At 72.4% G+C, this 2,879-nt stretch carries 2 protein-coding genes and 1 pseudogene; all 3 read right to left on the bottom strand.

From position 1 onward, the window contains the following. A partial coding sequence (locus ABT116_RS19705) for an aspartate aminotransferase family protein (RefSeq protein ID WP_351635239.1) occupies positions 1 to 1,018 on the bottom strand: 1,018 nt, incomplete at its 3' end. Next, entirely contained in the window at positions 1,015 to 1,857 is an 843-nt protein-coding gene (locus ABT116_RS19700) for a nitrilase-related carbon-nitrogen hydrolase (protein WP_351635233.1), read from the bottom strand. The genes ABT116_RS19700 and ABT116_RS19705, both read right to left, overlap by 4 nt. A gap of 170 nt (positions 1,858 to 2,027) precedes the next feature. Beyond that, a pseudogene (locus tag ABT116_RS19695) lies at positions 2,028 to 2,879 on the bottom strand (hypothetical protein); the annotation flags it as partial.

The following is a 2,879-nucleotide window of genomic DNA, read 5'->3' as shown; positions in this document are numbered from 1 at the left end:
CCCGCAGCCGCTCGATGAGCAGTCCGCCGACGCGCCGGGCGTTGCCCTGGAGGTCGTGTTCCAGCAGGTAGTTGAGGTTGGCGAGGCCCGCCGCCATGGTGATCTGGGTGCCGCCGAAGGTGGAGATGCTGTTGGAGTCCAGGCAGTTCATGATCTCGGAGCGGGCGACGACCCCGCCGATGGACATGCCGTTGCCGATGCCCTTGGCGAAGGTCATGATGTCGGGCGGCCCGTTCCGGCCGTGGGCCTGCCAGCCCCAGAAGTGCTCGCCGGTGCGGCCCCAGCCGGTCTGCACCTCGTCGGCGATCCACAGGATGCCGCGCTCGTGCAGCACCTCGCGGAAGGCGGCGTACAGCCCGTCCGGCGGGGCCGTGAAACCGCCGACGCCCTGCACGGGTTCGGCGATCAGGGCGGCCGGCGGGCGGGTGTGGCCGAGCAGGTCCTTCAGGTCCTCGACGCAGGCGGCGATGTAGGCCTCGTCGCTGAGGGAGGCGAACGGGCCGCGGGTGCGCACGCCGCCGTGGACGTACAGCGTCTGGAGCGGGGAGAGCGACGTCGGGGACCAGCCGCTGTTGCCGGTGATGCCGACGGCGCTGAAGGAACGGCCGTGGTAGCTGTTGCGCATGGCCAGGATCGTGTTGCTGCGCCGGTAGGCGGTGGCCAGCAGCAGGGCGGTGTCGTTGGCCTCGGTGCCGGACGTGGTGAAGAAGACGCGGGCGTCCGGGATGGCGCTCAACTGGGCGATCCGCTCGGCGAGTTCGACCATCGGGCGGTTGAGGTAGAGGGTCGAGGAGTGGATGATCCGCCCGGCCTGCTCGCTCACCGCCTTGGTCACCTCGGGCAGCGCGTGCGCGGTCATGGTGGTGAGGATGCCGCCGAAGAAGTCGAGGTACCGGTTGCCCTGGGCGTCCCAGACGTGGCGGCCCTCGCCGTGGGTGATCTCGAGGGGCTCCTCGTAGTAGAGGGCGAGCCAGTCGGGGAGCACGGCCCGGTGGCGGCCCAGGAGGTCGTTGGTCACGGCTGCACCAGCCCTTCGTAGGCGTCGGGGCGGCGATCGCGGTAGAAGGCCCACGTCTGCCGCACCTCTTCGATGAGGTCGAGGTCGATGTCCCGGACCACGAGCTCCTCCTCGCTGTCGCTGGCGACGTCCCCGACGAACTGCCCGCGCGGGTCGACGAAGTAGCTCGTGCCGTAGAAGTCGTTGTCGCCGTACTCCTCCTGGCCGACGCGGTTGATCGCGGCGATGTAGTACCCGTTGGCGACGGCCGCCGCGGGCTGCTCCAGCCGCCACAGGTGCGAGGACAGGCTCCGGTGGGTCGCGGAGGGGTTGTAGACCAGCTGGGCTCCGGCGAGGCCGAGCTGCCGCCAGCCCTCCGGGAAGTGGCGGTCGTAGCAGATGTACACGCCGACCCTTCCGACCTCCGTGTCGAAGACGGGCCAGCCGAGGTTCCCGGGCTTGAAGTAGAACTTCTCGCGGAAGCCCTTGAGCTGCGGGATGTGATGCTTGCGGTACTTGCCGAGGTAGGTGCCGTCGGCGTCGATCACGGCCGCGGTGTTGTAGTAGAAACCGGGCTGCTCCGCCTCGAACACCGGCGCGACGATCACCATGCCGGTCTCGCGCGCGAGCGCCCGCATCCGCCGCACGGTCGGCCCGTCGGGGACGGGCTCGGCCCAGCGGTAGTGCTCCGGCTCCTCGACCTGGCAGAAGTAGGGGCTGTTGAAGACCTCCTGGAACCCGATGATCTTCGCGCCCCGGCGGGCCGCCTCGCGGGCGTGGTCCTCGTGTTTCGCCACCATGGACTCGGTGTCGCCGGTCCAGGTGGCCTGGACCAGGGCGGCACGTACGACGTTGGCCATGAGCTGCTCCTTCGACGCGACGTCTGCGCCTCTACGCCCGTAGAAGCGGGCCGTAGAGCCACGAACGTAAGCCTCTGGCACGGGGTTGCCAAGACCATCGTCGCCAACCCGCGGGGCATTGCGCGATTCGCACTCCTGTGGGTGAGTCGCCCGGGGTGCGACGTCGCCGGTCAGGCGGCGAATCCCGCGACCCGCAGGGCGTGCACGAGGTCCCAGTGGCGCTCGTCCGAGACACCCCGGGCCGCCTCCAGAAGGAGCGGCACGAGGCGTCGCGGTTCGGGTTCGGCGCTGCGCGCGGCCTCCTCGGGAGTGCGGGCCCTGACATACGCGTCGAGCAGCACGCGCACCTCGCGGTGACGCCCCTCGGCGACCAGGCCGAGGATCGCGCGGCCGACCTCGCCCGGTGGTCGTGCGACCCCCTGCCGCAGCATGTGCCGGCCGTCGTCCGCCCGCCCGGCCCCGACCAGTGCGTCGGCGGCGGCGACCAGCCGTCCGGCGGGCAGCGAGGCGGCCTCCCACAGCACGGTCTGCCAGTCGGCGTCCAGCCCGGCCAGCTGCAGCCGCTCCGCGAGCAGCGGGAACCTGCCGGGTTCCCACGCGGCGGCCTCGGCCAGCAGCGCGTGGGCCTCCCCGCTGCGCCCTTCGCTTCGCAACCGGGCCAGCGTCTCCACGGTCCGTGCGACCTCGGCCCGGTCGTCGGCCCCGACCGCGTCGGTCTCCCGCGCCGGGCGCTCCGCCGCCACCTCCTCGGCGACCCCGGCGAAGCGCGCGCCGCGGAGGGTGCGGCCGGTGGTCGTGGGGGCTGGGGCGGGCAGGGTGGGCACGGCAGCGGCCGGCACGACGACGGGCGCGGCTTCCTCGTCCGCCATCCCGGCGAAGCGGGCACTGCCCCTACGGCGTTTGCGCTGCTTGGGGACGGTGAGGGGGCGAGGTGCTGAGGATTCGGGGGCGGCTGGGCCGGAGACGGGGGGTGGGGCGGCCGGGTCGGACGCCTGCGGTGGAGCCGGCGCAGGGGCTGGGGC

Source organism: Streptomyces sp. NPDC002130 (assembly GCF_040296465.1).
Taxonomy (GTDB): domain Bacteria; phylum Actinomycetota; class Actinomycetes; order Streptomycetales; family Streptomycetaceae; genus Streptomyces.
The sequence above is the reverse complement of the archived record's forward strand: the minus strand, read 5'-3'. Positions and strand labels throughout refer to the sequence as shown.

Bases quoted from the DNA above. Each gene is read 5' to 3' on its own strand.
- ABT116_RS19700 (WP_351635233.1), bottom strand. From the start codon at position 1,857: ATGGCCAACGTCGTACGTGCCGCCCTGGTCCAGGCCACCTGGACCGGC.